Below are 13,271 nucleotides of genomic sequence, written 5' to 3'. Positions count from 1 at the left end.
GAATGATTTTCCGGACAGCAACTGCTTTTTCATTACATATTAATTTTCCATTCAGCAGGCAATTCTGACTGCTTACAACTTTTTATCCTTCAAACGGTTTGACATCTTTTACTGCTTCTTTCGGGCAGATCCGTGTATCGTCGTTATCAATATCGCTCAGGATATAGCGGTCATTTCCCATCTGCAATTCTTTCATATAGCTTAACTGGCGAAGACCGTGACGGGTCTCCATACGTTCTACCAGATCCTTGTGGTCTTCCTCTTTCAGCGCATATACAAGATCGACAGAAGCCTGATCTGCTGCAAGAATATCTACGGAAGCGACGATACCGATATTCGGTGTTACAACCGGTGCTGCTGCACATCCTTCACAGTCACAGGATACAGACATATTGCGAAGAACGTTCACATAGGTCACCTGTTTGCCAAAGAAATCGATGGTTGCCTTTGTAGACTCTGCAATTCTCTCCATCAGTTCTTCTTCTGCAATACTCCACATATTATCAGAACCTTCTGCGGTATGGATCATAGCTTTACCGATCCGACCATCTGCGCAGCCGATACCGATGTTTTTATTGGATCCACCGAATCCACCCATCGTATGACCTTTGAAATGCGTCAGCGTTACCATGGAATCATAATTCAGCATATGATTTCCTACAGACATCTCAGTGAACCATTTTCCGTCTTTTACCGGAAGCATGGCGGTTCCTTCTTCATCCATGATGTCTACCGGGCAGAATGTCCAGCCATTCACCTTCAGTGTCTCGCGGTGTGCTTCTGTTGTATAACGGTCGCCTTCGTAATAAGTGTTTGTCTCGATGATAGATACATCCGGCAGTTCTTCCTGCACCAGATGTTTTACCCACTCTCTCGGGATGATATTTGGACCGTTTTTCTCACCGGTATGCAGCTTGATACCTACTTTTCCTTTGATATTGCCACTTACCCGTTTATATATTTTCTGTAATCCCTCCGGTGACAGATCTCTTGTAAAATATACGATGGATTGTTACCGGTTCTCTTTTCATACGATACATAATGTGCTCCGTCACCACCTGGAACAATCTGCTGATGTTTCATGCTTTCTTCCTCCTTCTGTGCTTCCTTGGTCTGGGCATAATATGTTATTGTTATCTAACTCATAGTTTAGCACTTAAAGTCGGGTTTAAGTCAAGTAAAGAAAAAGACCCCGGAAAAAGTTTTTCCGGAGTCTTTTAGGTATCTCGTATTTACACAATTACTGGATTGAGAATTAGTTGTTGATCAGCTTATCCTCTTCGTTGTTCCAGCTGTACAGTTTACGGATCTCTTTACCAACTTTCTCTGACGGATGTTCAGCAGCCAGTTTACGCATAGCTTTGAAGTGAACCTGACGTCCTGCTGGGGACATGTCTAACAGGAATTCTTTTGCGAAAGAACCATCCTGGATATCTGTCAGGATCTGTTTCATAGCTTTCTTTGTTTCTGCCGTAACGATCTTCGGTCCAGTGATGTAATCACCGTACTCAGCAGTGTTGGAGATAGAATATCTCATTCCTTCGAAACCTGACTGGTAGATCAGATCTACGATCAGTTTCATTTCATGGATACACTCGAAGTAAGCGTTTCTTGGGTCGTAACCTGCTTCACACAGAGTCTCGAAACCAGCCTGCATCAGGGCGCATACACCACCACACAGAACTGCCTGCTCACCGAACAGGTCTGTTTCTGTTTCTGTTCTGAAAGTTGTCTCCAGAAGACCGGCTCTTGCTCCACCGATTGCCAGACCGTAAGCCAGTGCTCTTTCCAGAGCTTTTCCTGTAGCATCCTGTTCTACAGCTACCAGACAAGGAGTACCTTTACCAGCCTGATATTCACTTCTTACAGTATGTCCAGGTGCTTTTGGTGCGATCATGGTTACATCAACGTTCTTCGGAGGTTTGATGCATCCAAAATGAATGTTGAAACCATGTGCGAACATCAGCATGTTACCTTCTTCCAGGTTTGGCTCAATATCTTTTTTGTACATATCAGCCTGCAGTTCATCGTTGATCAGGATCATGATAATGTCAGCTCTTTTAGCTGCTTCTGCAGCTGTATATACTTCAAATCCCTGAGCTTCTGCTTTTGCCCAGGATTTGCTTCCTTCATACAGACCAATAATAACATTACATCCAGACTCTTTTGCGTTCAGAGCATGTGCATGTCCCTGGCTACCGTAACCGATAACGGCAATTGTCTGTCCTTCCAGCATAGATAAGTTACAATCTTCCTGGTAATAAATTTTGTTTGCCATTTTTTTGTTCCTCCTAAAATGGATATTTTTCTATTGTTAGGGGGTTTCCCCTCTAGCACACTATGTAATTGACAGCTTTTCGCTGTATCTTCTGACCGGGCTTTTCATCCGGTTTCACGTTTTTATAAAACTAATACGTAATCAGATCCACGTGACAGTCCGGATACTCCGGTTCTTGCCAATTCCAGAATCTCATTACCATCTGCCAGAAGCTGGAGAAATGCCTCCAGTTTTGATTTTGAACCTGTCAGTTCCAATACCATGGAATCGACGGACACATCTACAACCTTCGCACGGAAAATCTCTGCGATAGATGTGACATTCTGTCTGTTTGCCTGAGATACTCTCACTTTTACAAGAATCAACTCTCTGATAACACTGGCATCCGGTTCAAGAATCTTGATATCTCTAACATCCACCAGTTTGTTCAGCTGCTTTGTAATCTGCTCGAGGACATCATCATCTCCGCTGCAGACAACCGTCATACGGGAATATCTCGGGTCTGCGGTTACACCTACTGTAAGGCTGTCTATATTGTAGCCTCTCCGGCTGAACATACCGGCGATTCTTCCTAAAACACCGGCTGTGTTATCTACTAAAATAGATAAAATTCTCTGTTTCATATTCTTTCCCACTTTCTCTTGGTAATGTGTAAAACAGCTTTGTTTTTCATTCTACCAACTATGCCCTTCTTTGTCAATGCATAATTGACGAAAAAACAACCCCCGTTTTGCATTTTTATGTGCTATAATGATTGAAATAGAACAAGTATACACATTTTTATGAATATATGCAGCAATATCGAAAGGAGCCACACAACTATGTTTTGTCCCAACTGCGGCGCCAAACTGAAAGACAGCGATGTCACCTGCCCTTACTGCGGTACGGTTCAGCCTTCTGCTGCCGAATCCGAATACATGCACAAGCTCGAACATCTGAAGCAGGATGTGCAAAATCTTGAAGCCTTTCCCACAAAAGAATATACCAGGGAACTGAAGCATCAGGGAATCTTTACCGCAAAGATCATTATCATAATTGTCGGTATTTTCTTTCTGCTTTTTGCAATCGGTGTTTCCGTTCTTTATGGAAGCCGATATATAGAAAAGAAAGAACTCCGGGAAGAAAATGCTTTTGTAAAAGAATATTTTCCAAAATTAAATGAACTGTATGCTTCCGGGGATGACGAAGAAGTTTATACCTATATCAACAGTTTGTATGATCTCGATGGCAGCACTGCTTTGTATCGCTGGAAACATATGGATTATTACAATTACTATACTTTATATATGGACGTAAAACTTTTAAACGACGCCATTGCCGACGGAAGCTACAATGAATATGATATCAGCGGCGGATTTTATTCCGCAATGGTTCTTACCCGGGAAGATTTTTCTCTGTATCGCAAAGATAACCTGACCGAGACAGAACTTGCCAAACTGGATACCTTTATTCAGGAATCAGAAACTCTGTTGCTGGAACATTTTCATCTGTCTTCCGAGGAGGCAGATCAGGTGTATCAGAACTGCCTTGAAGACGGTTATCTGAGTTATCAAAAATGTGAGGATTATACATCTAAGCACATTTTCACAACTATTCCGTAGGTAATATTCCGCGAGGTGTTTTGGCATGAATATGCCAAAATCCCGAGAGATACGAGCAAAAATGCCATCACCGAAGGTGATTTTAAATGCATTTTTGCTTGTAACTGTGAAGGTACTGAACAGTTACCAATTTTCATAAAAGGAGGAACAAAAAATGAAATGCCCACATTGCGGCGCGCAGGTCGGTCTGGAAGATAAATACTGTCCTTTCTGCGGTCTGCCAAATGAATTTGCCCAGAAACATCAGGAAGATATGGACCGGTATCAGCAGGAATTTCAGCAGACGCAGTCGGATGTCTATCAGAAAACCAGACGGTTTACCGGGTTGACGGTGCCTCTGACTGTTGTTTTCGTTCTGATCATATTAAATATCGGTGCTTATATTTTCGTATCCAAAAGCTGGGAGATCGGTTCTTCCCTTCAGAAACAGGAGATCCACAGCCATCTGACCGAGCATCAGGAAAATATTGATACTTATATCCAGAACGGTGAATTCTGCGGACTTTCTTCTTATTACAGCCAGAATTCCCTGTACTACGAGGATGAATTTGACAAATACAATGCCCTGATCCGTGCATCCGATTCCTATCGTGATATTTACCGGATTCTTGTGGATACCAGCAGCTATTATCCCAATTACTATTTCGATGACGATGAGATTTCTCATACCATCACAACACTGGCAAGGGACATTCACGATATCTTTAATCTTGAGGAGAATTACTCTTATAACAAAGAAGAATATTTTACCGACGAGACAAATGCTGCTCTGGTTGACCTTCGTACGCAGACAAAAGCGGTTCTGGTTGCTTATGCCGGACTGACCTCTGAGGAGGCAGATGCGCTCCCGGATCTCTCCACAACGAAGCTGAAAGAATATCTGGAAAGGGGGCTTGAGAATCGATGAAACGTTTTTCCCCATTAAAACTGATCTGTGGGATCATTACTGTGATTCTGACACTCACCTGCCTCATGATGGTAGCTGCCGGAATCTCTGAGATCCGTGATTCCGCGACCGTTTCTTCTTATTATCTGGAAGAAGAAGATTATATCTCCACGCTGCAACAGGAGGATTATATGGAACTGTATGATATGACCTGCAGAGACTGTATTCTCGGTAAGAAACGAAGTGCTGATATCAAAGCCTGCCAGGCAGTCGCACATTATTATCAGGCTGCTACACTCTATAAGGCATATCTCCTGAATAACGATACCCTTCCGCTCTCCCGTCAGGTGCAGCAGATGGAACAATACGCTTCACAGACCGGAGATTACAGTGAGTATGTGGAAAAAATCAATCAACTGCTGGATCTGGAGGATCTCCAGACCGGAAACTCTTCTGCTAATTAATGCTATCTTCCAGGATACATCATTTTAAAAGCGAACCGACAGATGCACGGCTTGCAATGACCAATGATCGTAACAACATCATTGGTCATTGCAAGAATTTTAAACGGTTCATAAGACAGCTCGATATTCGGATCTTCCAGTTTACTTAATTGCAATGCATCATTAATCAGGGAAAGCAGATGATCTGCTGCTATTTTCGCCTTCCTGCGATTTTTCTTTGTAAGTTCCGTATCATCGGCTTGTTTTTCATTGATCTCAATCAATCCCTGGATTCCGTTCATCGACGTTCGGATATCATGGAACATCCGTGCCAGAAAGGCTGTCTTGGCTTCATTTGCCAGTTTTTCCTGTGCCAGTGCTTCTGTAAAAGCTTTTGCCACATACTCACGATCATCCGGATGCGCTCCCTGCAGCCACATCTCCCAGGTATCCGGGGCATCTTTCTGATCGGTATAACCATATAATTTTCGCAGGGCATCGGAAAACTTTATGTTCAGCAATTTTCCATCCAGATCATAGGTACAGATATAAGAACCGGAATTCAGAATCATCTGTACCGCATCTCTCGCCTGCTGCAATTCTGTATTTTCATCTGTAAGCGTTGCCTTGTCCGTCTGTAGATTGATGATCTGCGTAACATCCACAAAAGTAGAGATGAGCACCATACCGCCATGTCTTCCCAACAGAGATTTGCTTTCTGCAAGCACCTTCTTTTCGTTCTCCGTACCCGGACCAATCGTAAAATAATACTTTACAGAATCTTCTGTTTTCCTCAACAGCAACAGCTTTTCTTTATCCTCATGGTTTTCCAGCCGTATCTCTCCCCAGTATTTCGTCAGATATGTGGCTGCATCTTCTTTGTTTTTCCATCCACAGATGCGCATTGCCGCTTTATTGATCTGTAAAATATTTCTTCCCGGAACCGTATATACCAGTACTCCGCAATCCGTGGTATACGGGACGGTTTGACGAGACGTATGCGGATGTCGAGCGGGGGTGTGATGGGCTGCTGGATTATCTGATGCATGGGGATGCGTAGATTCTTCTTATTCTAGAGCGTGTTTGAAAAATCATTCCTGCAATCTGCACGCCCCACTTTGCGGGAGATTTTACCTTCATTCGGTTGACGTAGCCCGCTACGCCGCCCTCATTCAGGAAAAATCTCCCACAAACTGTGACGCACATCTTGCAGAAAGCCTTTTTCAAACACGCTCTAGCGGGAACGGAAACATCGCATTATATTCTTTATCGTTATCATTTATCAACTCAATTATATCATTTTTGCAAAAATGGTACAATTGAACATGGAAAGTTTAAGACGGTATACAAAAAACATCGATTGCATCTTATTTATAATAAGCGTAATCGATGTTTTTCTTTCTACCCTACCACACTGGCTCCAAACGGCATCAGGGACAGGCGTGCCAGTTTAAAGAACTGTCTTCCGAACGGAATTCCAACAATAGTGATGCACCACAGCAATCCAACAATCAAATTACCGAGCGCCATTTCCCATCCGAAGAAAACAATCCAGATCAGATTGATCAAAAACGAAAACACACCTTTTCCATATACTACATCTTTACCAAACGGCCAGAATGCCAGCGTTGCAAACTTAAAGCACTGCATCCCAACAGGTATCCCGACAATGGTGATACACCAGATACAGCCTGCAAAGATCCACGATAGTCCTCCCAGCAGACCTCCGAAAAGAAACCACAGGATATTGCCTAAAAATCTCATATTTTTCTCCTTTGTATGTTATCGGCTAAAAGTCATACCGAACCACTGCGCAGTTTTTCACACCCCATGCAGCGTATTCTTCATTCGTCATATCCGTAAAATAGGACTGCACTACTCTGGCGATTCCGTTATGTGCAACCAGAATATATGTTTTTTCCTCTGACTCTTTCTTAATATCATCGAGAAGATTATAGATTCTCTGCGCCAGACGAAGCGTCGATTCTCCTCCCTCATGGCTGCATGCAAAGAATTCCTTCGCTTTCTTAAAGTCCTCTCCATCCCGCGGCGTAGATTCCCATTTGCCGAAGTTTTGTTCGATCAGTCTCGGTTCTACCCGGCATGGGATTCCTGTCATTTCGGAAATCAGCTGTGCCGTATCTTTTGCACGACTGAGCGGAGAACAGAGAATTTCATCTGCCTGGATCCCTTCCGCAAGAATCTTTCTTCCGGTTTTTCTTGCCTGTTCGCGTCCGTATTCGGTCAGCGGACTGTCGGTACAGCCGCAGATCTTATTCTCCACATTCCACACGGTCTGTCCGTGACGGACGAAGTAAAAGTGTCCCATTTATTATTCCTCCTAGTTTCTTTCGCAATACTTCTTCAATTCTTCTTTCAACTTCTCGTACCGCATCCGCTTCTCTTCCTTCGCAAAATGCACTTCCCGAAACTGTTCAGGATTCTCCTCATAGTCCAGTACTTCATCGCCGAACTGCTCACTGGTAAGATCAAACTTACAGTCTCTGATCACATTATAGCAGTGATAATTTCCACCCGGTCTGAGGATTCCGTACACTTTACCGCCGAAGATATCCTGAGCCAGAAAAGCGGTGATCGAACACTGTCCCAGTGTCATATTTTCTTTTGTCCAGTTCTGCCTCATCCGCGGCGCACAGGTATCCGCACACCAGACATGTGATAATGCATCGTATAAATCAACAGGTGTCTCGATCCCTTTATATTCGGCTGTAATCGCTTTTGCATCTGCGTGTTCCCATCCCCAAAATCTATATTTCATACTTGTTTCCTCTCTGCTACTCTGTCATAATTTTCACTTTCTTACCGGAAAATGCAATTCCGAATTTTAGAATTTTTCCAATGCCTTCTTCCCGCATTTCCGTATCATATCTTTTATTTTTCATCTGATGCAGTGCTTCTTCGGCAAGACGTTCCAGCATCTTCTCATCCAGACCGTTTTTCCACTTCAGTTCCATCAGAATTCCCGGATGTTTTTCTGTTCTGGGGATCAAACTGATATCGTATCTTCCGTCTCCCGACTCTCTGTTGGATTTTATTCTGTACTGATTATCCATCAATGCGATGAGTCCGAGAACCAGTCCATGATAAAATCCTTCTGCTCCGGTATCATAAAAACTGATCGAGCGATCCAGATATTCCGCAATTGCCTTTTGCATTCTGTCAGAATCGTTGCTGTAGAGGCTCTCTGCAATTTTATTCGCCGTCGTTCTTGTGATGGCTCCGACCTGCAGCAGATGCGATAATATTTCACTTTTATAAACAGCTGCAATTTCCCGATTCGGAATGGATACTTCACACAGCCAGGATCCATCTGCCTGCAATTCTTTTCCCGGTGCTTTCAGATAACCGGCTACCAGTAACAGGCTGTAAATATTTGCAGGATCCTCGGAAAGAGAACGATATACAACATTCTGATCAATCTTCGCAACCACCCGCTCCCCCTGTAAAAGCGCATACAAGCGTTCGGTAATATCATCCGTTGCATTCTTCAGAACATCTTCGAGGATTTCATTTTTTCCGGTATTTACCCAGTATGCCTGTGGGATATATCCTTTTGCAATATAATTAATTACGGACCATGGGTTGTATATCTCTTCTTTTCCAAAAAGATACCCATCATACCACTCTTTCAGTTCCTGGTATTTTCCCAAAGCACCATAATATTGCAGCATCTCACGTACTTCTGCATCCGTAAATCCGAAATATTCATCATATTCTTCATCCAGTACCGAATTCACCGTCAGATTATTCAACCCACTGAAAATGCTCTCCTGGGCAATCCGCAGAATCCCGGTAAGGAATCCATAGGAAAGATAGCGGTTATCTTTGAATGCTCCGGAAAAAAAGTTTCTCATAAATCCAATGATTTCCTGATAGAAGTTCTGCGAATACCCTTCCTGAATCGGCGTATCGTATTCGTCGATAATAATAATCGGTGCGGTTCCGTAATATTCCGTCAGCATCTTTGACAGTTTTTCCAGAGCACTGCTCAGATCAACTTCTGACGCTGTTCCATCCAGAATTCTTATAAAATACTCTTTTTCATATTCCGCGAGTCTGTCTCCGGAAAGAATATTTTCATGCCTTCCATATTCTTCCTGTAACAGGCTTCGAATCTTGTCTCTTGTTGCTTCCCAGGAAGTAAATTTTACATCTTTAAAGGTAAGGAAGATAACCGGATATTTCCCCTGATGAGACCGATAGCTTTCTCCGCATTTCCAGATCTTTTTATCTGTAAAAAATCTGCAGGTATCCTCATCGGATATTTCAAAAAATACTCTGAGCATATCCATATTCAGTGTTTTTCCAAATCGTCTCGGTCTGGTAAATAAAGATACCAGGGGTTTCTGATCCAGAAATTCTTTGATCATCATTGTTTTATCTACATAATAATACTCTGCCTGCGCCCGGATATAATCAGAAATCCCGATTGGAAGTGGTTTATATTCATTCGATGTCCGTTTTATATATTTACCGGACTGTACTCTTCCATCTGCCGGTTTTTGTGCGTCATCCGGAATCTGCCAGCTTTTCCCAATTTTTACAGCACCGGGAATCTTACCCGCCTTACAGAACGCGCTTATGGTACGTTCTGTAACGTTCCAGCGTGCAGCCATTTCTTTACAGTTCTTCATATTTATTCACCTCCGTTCTTTTGCATCGTGTGTTTTCTTTATTATATTCCAAAGATAACATGTTATCAATTATTTTTGATATCTTTCCGAAATTTATCATCTGCTACTGATATTTTTCTTTTTACAGATCATGCTTTTCCGTACAAAAAAAGCAACCATCAGATATCACTTGTATTTTCTATCCAATGATTGCTTTTTACTGATTTCTCTTAAATGATTATTTCACTTCCACCAGTTCAATCTCAAAGTTCAGTTCTTTTCCAGCCATCTCATGGTTTGCGTCAAATGTAATCGTCTTTTCATCTTTCGCATTTACCTTCACCGGGAATGGCTGACCGTACTGGTTGGAGAGATACACCTGCTGTCCCACGGTAAGGTCTTCGGAACCTGGAAGCTGGGCGATCTCCACAGTAAAAATCGCATTTGGATCCGACATGCCATAAGCTTCTTCCGGCATCAGATGAACGGTAACCTTCTCACCGACTTTCATTGTGGCTACTGCTTTATCAAAACCAAGGATCATCTGTCCGGCACCGCAGGTAAATTCCAGTGGTTCGCCACGGTCATAGGAGCTGTCGAACTGAGAACCATCGTTAAATGTTCCTCTGTAATGTGTCCGGCAGATTTTTCCTACATTTGGTCCTTCAAATGACGGCTGATGACTTCCGCAGCCACCACCGCAGCCGCTGCATCCGCCGTCGCCACAGTTCGATCCGCAGGAATGTCCTTCCTCTTCTTCATGATGATGATCACAATTTACGCCGGTAGATATCAGTTCTCCTTTCAGGTATGCTTCCACTGCCTGATCAGCATCACCTTCTGCTCCGGAACATACTTCGATTCCCGCCTCTGCCAGTGCTGCCTGTGCGCCACCACCAAGACCTCCGCAGATCAGTACATCAACTCCCTGACCTTCTAACACTCCGGCAAGAGCTCCGTGACCTTCTCCGTTGGAACCGATCACTTCACTGGAAATTACTTTTCCCTCTTCCACTTCATATACTTTAAATGTTTCTGTCTTTCCAAAGTGCTGAAATACCTTTCCATTTTCATATGTTACCGCTATTTTCATTTGTAAAAATCCTCCTACGTATTTTTCTTTTACAGCGCTTTGTTAAGTATAACACATTTGCCACTGAAATGACAAAGAAATAAATAACTTTTGTTACTACGCCTGTCTTAAAAACACGTTTTCGAGTTTTTATTCCTGATTTCCTGACAATGTAGTATCCAGTGTAAACCAGAATTCCACTCCATTATCATAATTTTTCACACCACACTGCTGATTCATAGACTCCATGATCGCTTTTACGATAGACAGACCGATACCACTTCCGCCGTACTCTCTCGTCCTTGCTTTGTCTACTTTATAAAATTTGATCCAGATCTTATCCAGTTCTTCTTCCGGAATCGCATCTCCGGTATTGAAAACCGAGGTGCGGATCACACCATTCTCCTGGGTACATCGGATATCTATTTTCCTTTCATTTTTAGCATAATGAATCGCATTGGTGACATAGTTTGTGATGACCTCTTCCACCTTGAATTCATCTCCCCACACATGCAGAGGTTCTGTCTGGTGGAACATAATCTCAACTTCAGCCTGCTGTGCCAGAATCTGGGAAGACTGGATCACTCCCTGTATCAGAGATGTCAGATCAAAACGTTCCATATTCACCTGATCATTACCAAATTCCAGCTGATTCAGTGTCAGCAGTTTCTTCACCATCTGGTTCATCTTTCCCGCTTCATCTATAATCACATCACAATAGAACTGACGGCTTTCTTCATCATCGTTAATATTATCCTGCAGACCTTCTGCATACCCCTGAATCAATGCGATCGGCGTTTTCAGCTCATGGGAAACATTCGACAGAAATTCTTTTCGCATCTCATCAATTTCTTCTTTTTTTTCAATGTCTTTCTGCAGTTCATTATTTGCCGTCTTCAGTTCCGAAATCGTCTGTTCCAGGGTTTCTGACATCTGATTAAAATTGTGTCCCAGCACACCGATCTCATCTTCTCCGCCACTGGTATATTTTACATCAAAGTCCAGATTCGCCATTCGTCTGGAGATCTCTGTAAGTTCCGTCAGCGGTTTTGTCAGACGTTTTGCCAGAAAAGCGATAAATGCAGCACCGATCACACACACACCTAACGCCACCATCAGATAAAATCGATTGGATAATGCAATACTTTTCTGAATGCTTTCTATCGGTGATCGTACAATAAAATTCACACCGTCATCCAGCGTACCCCAGATTTCCAGAAATTCCATGTTCAGACTGGCATCCCTGTTAAACTGAATCGTATAATTATTTGTTTTCTCAATGATCTTATCGCCCTTGGGCTCAAAATTATAAATATATCCGAATAATTTTGCTGCAAGTTTTTTTGATTCACTGTCCCGCAGATTGCTGTAACCTTCCGGTTCAGATCCATTCCAGTCAATGATAACAAACGACAGGTTATTGGTAGATGCAAACTTTAATGTGTCTGTCTTATCCACCGCGTCGTATTCTTTGGCTATCGTTTCATAACTGGTTTTCAATATTTCTTTTTTATTCTCCAGATAATACTGCTCCATGAATGTCATATTCAAAAAAATGATCAATCCCAGAGCGAGTACCAGAAAGCCAAGAAATGCTCCTGTTATCTGCCAGCGTATGGATTTTGATTTTTTCATTGGTCTACCTCGAACTTATATCCCATGCCCCAGATTGTTTTGATATAATCTCCTTTATCTCCCATTTTGCTTCGCAGTTTTTTTACATGGGTATCAATCGTTCGGGCATCTCCGAAATAATCATAATTCCATACATGATTCAGGATTTTTTCTCTGGATAATGCAATTCCCTGATTTTCCATAAAGTAGGTCAGCAGTTCAAACTCCTTGAAACTCAGTTCGATATTTTTCCCGTCCACGCTGACCATATGTGCTGTTTTGTTCAGTTCAATACCGCCGCATGCCAGCACATCTTCCTGTTCTCCGTGACCGGATCTTCGAAGGATTGCCTCTACTCTGGCAACCAGAATCTTTGGACTGAAGGGTTTGGAAATATACTCATCCACTCCCAGGTCGAAGCCCATCAGCTCATCCCGTTCATCACTTTTTGCTGTCAGCATAATGATCGGAACCCTGGAGTGTGCGCGAATCTCACGACATACCTGCCATCCGTCCATCTTTGGCATCATGACATCCAGAATAATCAAAGCAATGTCTTTCTCTTCAAAAAATATATCTACCGCCTGTTCTCCGTCACCGGCTTCCAGCACATCAAAATCTTTTTTCATCAGGAAATCTTTTACCAGTTTCCGCATTCTGCTCTCGTCATCCACAACCAGAATCTTCAGTTTTCCCATTCCTGTTCCTCCTCATAACCATGTGATCTGCTATCACGTTTTATG

At 42.7% G+C, this 13,271-nt stretch carries 16 protein-coding genes and 1 pseudogene; 4 read left to right on the top strand and 13 right to left on the bottom strand.

The genetic code is table 11. The annotated features are described in order from the left end of the window. Window positions 1-82 precede the first annotated feature (82 nt). From ETP43_RS07395 to ilvN, 4 genes are all read right to left on the bottom strand, one after another. Window positions 83-880 (bottom strand): DUF362 domain-containing protein, encoded by a 798-nt coding sequence (locus tag ETP43_RS07395; RefSeq protein ID WP_243114330.1) that lies wholly within the window; start codon window positions 878-880, stop codon window positions 83-85. Between the two features lie 65 nt (window positions 881-945). After that, window positions 946-1,083: a hypothetical protein gene (locus ETP43_RS17355; protein ID WP_207668915.1), complete on the bottom strand. Its 138-nt coding sequence runs from the start codon at window positions 1,081-1,083 to the stop codon at window positions 946-948. A gap of 172 nt (window positions 1,084-1,255) precedes the next feature. Further along, window positions 1,256-2,278, bottom strand: a complete 1,023-nt coding sequence (ilvC, locus tag ETP43_RS07390; protein WP_129257565.1) for a ketol-acid reductoisomerase — start codon at window positions 2,276-2,278, stop codon at window positions 1,256-1,258. A 122-nt stretch (window positions 2,279-2,400) separates the two neighbouring features. After that, window positions 2,401-2,901, bottom strand: a complete 501-nt coding sequence (gene ilvN / locus ETP43_RS07385; protein ID WP_022171618.1) for an acetolactate synthase small subunit — start codon at window positions 2,899-2,901, stop codon at window positions 2,401-2,403. A 198-nt stretch (window positions 2,902-3,099) separates the two neighbouring features. Here ilvN and ETP43_RS07380 point away from each other — a divergent pair, with 198 nt between their 5' ends. The 3 genes from ETP43_RS07380 to ETP43_RS07370 all read left to right on the top strand — a co-directional run bounded on the left by ETP43_RS07380 (window position 3,100) and on the right by ETP43_RS07370 (window position 5,229). Beyond that, the gene (locus ETP43_RS07380; protein WP_164979637.1) at window positions 3,100-3,879 is read left to right on the top strand and encodes a zinc ribbon domain-containing protein; all 780 of its coding nucleotides are present in this window, start codon (window positions 3,100-3,102) and stop codon (window positions 3,877-3,879) included. Window positions 3,880-4,033: 154 nt separating this feature from the next. Next, complete coding sequence (locus ETP43_RS07375; protein ID WP_129257563.1) at window positions 4,034-4,786, top strand: zinc-ribbon domain-containing protein; 753 nt, start codon at window positions 4,034-4,036, stop codon at window positions 4,784-4,786. Then, window positions 4,783-5,229 carry a hypothetical protein gene (locus ETP43_RS07370; RefSeq protein ID WP_129257562.1) on the top strand — a complete coding sequence of 149 codons (447 nt, stop codon included), beginning with the start codon at window positions 4,783-4,785 and terminating at the stop codon, window positions 5,227-5,229. Before ETP43_RS07375 ends, ETP43_RS07370 begins: the two co-directional genes overlap by 4 nt. A gap of 2 nt (window positions 5,230-5,231) precedes the next feature. Here the strand turns inward: ETP43_RS07370 and ETP43_RS07365 are convergent, their stop codons facing one another. Continuing rightward, window positions 5,232-6,113, bottom strand: a complete 882-nt coding sequence (locus ETP43_RS07365) for a sensor histidine kinase (protein ID WP_129257561.1) — start codon at window positions 6,111-6,113, stop codon at window positions 5,232-5,234. A 130-nt stretch (window positions 6,114-6,243) separates the two neighbouring features. Next, entirely contained in the window at window positions 6,244-6,414 is a 171-nt protein-coding gene (locus ETP43_RS18405; protein ID WP_334295489.1) for a DUF6783 domain-containing protein, read from the bottom strand. Between ETP43_RS18405 and ETP43_RS18400 the strand changes: the two are divergent. Next, window positions 6,352-6,531 (top strand): annotated as a pseudogene (locus ETP43_RS18400) (DUF6783 domain-containing protein); the annotation flags it as partial. The gene ETP43_RS18405 and the pseudogene ETP43_RS18400 sit on opposite strands and share 63 nt — an antisense overlap. A 78-nt stretch (window positions 6,532-6,609) precedes the next feature. Here ETP43_RS18400 and ETP43_RS07350 read toward each other — a convergent pair. The 7 genes from ETP43_RS07350 to ETP43_RS07320 all read right to left on the bottom strand — a co-directional run bounded on the left by ETP43_RS07350 (window position 6,610) and on the right by ETP43_RS07320 (window position 13,226). Then, window positions 6,610-6,972, bottom strand: a complete 363-nt coding sequence (locus ETP43_RS07350; protein ID WP_129257559.1) for a YccF domain-containing protein — start codon at window positions 6,970-6,972, stop codon at window positions 6,610-6,612. A gap of 25 nt (window positions 6,973-6,997) precedes the next feature. Then, on the bottom strand, window positions 6,998-7,537 hold the full coding sequence (locus ETP43_RS07345; RefSeq protein ID WP_129257558.1) for a histidine phosphatase family protein: 540 nt from the start codon (window positions 7,535-7,537) through the stop codon (window positions 6,998-7,000). Between the two features lie 12 nt (window positions 7,538-7,549). Further along, complete coding sequence (locus ETP43_RS07340) at window positions 7,550-7,987, bottom strand: YunG family protein (RefSeq protein ID WP_117526076.1); 438 nt, start codon at window positions 7,985-7,987, stop codon at window positions 7,550-7,552. 16 nt (window positions 7,988-8,003) lie between these two features. After that, entirely contained in the window at window positions 8,004-9,863 is a 1,860-nt protein-coding gene (locus tag ETP43_RS07335) for an AAA family ATPase (RefSeq protein WP_129257557.1), read from the bottom strand. A 217-nt stretch (window positions 9,864-10,080) separates the two neighbouring features. Continuing rightward, window positions 10,081-10,935 (bottom strand): FKBP-type peptidyl-prolyl cis-trans isomerase, encoded by an 855-nt coding sequence (locus ETP43_RS07330; protein ID WP_129257556.1) that lies wholly within the window; start codon window positions 10,933-10,935, stop codon window positions 10,081-10,083. A 129-nt stretch (window positions 10,936-11,064) separates the two neighbouring features. Further along, complete coding sequence (locus ETP43_RS07325; protein ID WP_129257555.1) at window positions 11,065-12,549, bottom strand: HAMP domain-containing sensor histidine kinase; 1,485 nt, start codon at window positions 12,547-12,549, stop codon at window positions 11,065-11,067. Next, complete coding sequence (locus ETP43_RS07320; RefSeq protein WP_106493293.1) at window positions 12,546-13,226, bottom strand: response regulator transcription factor; 681 nt, start codon at window positions 13,224-13,226, stop codon at window positions 12,546-12,548. Before ETP43_RS07320 ends, ETP43_RS07325 begins: the two co-directional genes overlap by 4 nt. Window positions 13,227-13,271: the final 45 nt, after the last annotated feature.

This window comes from Blautia faecicola (assembly GCF_004123145.1).
GTDB classification, from domain to species: domain Bacteria; phylum Bacillota; class Clostridia; order Lachnospirales; family Lachnospiraceae; genus Oliverpabstia; species Oliverpabstia faecicola.
The sequence above is the reverse complement of the archived record's forward strand: the minus strand, read 5'-3'. Positions and strand labels throughout refer to the sequence as shown.

Coding starts and splice junctions, on each gene's coding strand:
- ilvC (WP_129257565.1), bottom strand. CDS start 2,278: ATGGCAAACAAAATTTATTACCAGGAAGATTGTAACTTATCTATGCTG.
- ilvN (WP_022171618.1), bottom strand. CDS start 2,901: ATGAAACAGAGAATTTTATCTATTTTAGTAGATAACACAGCCGGTGTT.
- ETP43_RS07350 (WP_129257559.1), bottom strand. CDS start 6,972: ATGAGATTTTTAGGCAATATCCTGTGGTTTCTTTTCGGAGGTCTGCTG.
- ETP43_RS07365 (WP_129257561.1), bottom strand. CDS start 6,113: ATGCGCATCTGTGGATGGAAAAACAAAGAAGATGCAGCCACATATCTG.
- ETP43_RS07380 (WP_164979637.1), top strand. CDS start 3,100: ATGTTTTGTCCCAACTGCGGCGCCAAACTGAAAGACAGCGATGTCACC.
- ETP43_RS07375 (WP_129257563.1), top strand. CDS start 4,034: ATGAAATGCCCACATTGCGGCGCGCAGGTCGGTCTGGAAGATAAATAC.
- ETP43_RS07330 (WP_129257556.1), bottom strand. CDS start 10,935: ATGAAAATAGCGGTAACATATGAAAATGGAAAGGTATTTCAGCACTTT.
- ETP43_RS07335 (WP_129257557.1), bottom strand. CDS start 9,863: ATGAAGAACTGTAAAGAAATGGCTGCACGCTGGAACGTTACAGAACGT.
- ETP43_RS18405 (WP_334295489.1), bottom strand. CDS start 6,414: ATGTGCGTCACAGTTTGTGGGAGATTTTTCCTGAATGAGGGCGGCGTA.
- ETP43_RS07320 (WP_106493293.1), bottom strand. CDS start 13,226: ATGGGAAAACTGAAGATTCTGGTTGTGGATGACGAGAGCAGAATGCGG.
- ETP43_RS17355 (WP_207668915.1), bottom strand. CDS start 1,083: ATGAAACATCAGCAGATTGTTCCAGGTGGTGACGGAGCACATTATGTA.
- ETP43_RS07340 (WP_117526076.1), bottom strand. CDS start 7,987: ATGAAATATAGATTTTGGGGATGGGAACACGCAGATGCAAAAGCGATT.
- ETP43_RS07345 (WP_129257558.1), bottom strand. CDS start 7,537: ATGGGACACTTTTACTTCGTCCGTCACGGACAGACCGTGTGGAATGTG.
- ETP43_RS07325 (WP_129257555.1), bottom strand. CDS start 12,549: ATGAAAAAATCAAAATCCATACGCTGGCAGATAACAGGAGCATTTCTT.
- ETP43_RS07370 (WP_129257562.1), top strand. CDS start 4,783: ATGAAACGTTTTTCCCCATTAAAACTGATCTGTGGGATCATTACTGTG.